Annotated in this window: 1 protein-coding gene; it reads right to left on the bottom strand. The window is 51.1% G+C overall.

The genetic code is table 11. The annotated features are described in order from the left end of the window. Positions 1-37: 37 nt before the first annotated feature. Positions 38-521 (bottom strand): helix-turn-helix domain-containing protein (locus tag EKD02_RS09965; RefSeq protein ID WP_148102986.1); only part of this gene is annotated, 484 nt, incomplete at its 5' end.

Here is a 521-nt window from a genome sequence, read left to right as displayed (position 1 = left end):
ATCAGCATAATGACTTCGGCCTTGTGATCCTCAAGGATCAGTCGTCCTCGTGCCCCCTGGTAAGTGCCTCGAGCTTTTTTTTTAATATGAGGAGGGCGGCGGCTTCAGCAAGCGCTTTTTCCTTGCGCTGCAGCTCCTTCTCCAGATCTTTGACCTGTTTCTTAAGTGCTTTGTTTTCCTTGTCCTGCTGTTCGTTTTTCTTGTCGATCATGTCGCGAAGCTCCTGGTCCCAGATGGTGATGTGTTCTGAATGCAGCCCTCGTTCCCTGAGAAACTCACCCAGTTGCTCATCATCAATGCCGGCAGCCTCTACGACCAGCTGGTACTTCTCTCTGGGTGTCAGGAAACGGGGACAGCTGTCTTGATTTCCATCTTCAAAGATACCCGTTTCACTTCGTTTGATCCAATTCCTGATGGTTTGCTGATTGACTCCGGTTTCCCGGCTGACTTCAGCGATGCTCCGGCCTTCCGGTGGCAGCACTTTCTTTAAAACACTGTGCCTTACGGCATGCGAGTAACCC

The sequence above is a fragment of the Chlorobium phaeovibrioides genome, assembly GCF_003968655.1.
Taxonomy (GTDB): Bacteria; Bacteroidota; Chlorobiia; order Chlorobiales; family Chlorobiaceae; genus Chlorobium; species Chlorobium phaeovibrioides.
This window is presented reverse-complemented; position numbering and strand designations above follow the sequence as displayed.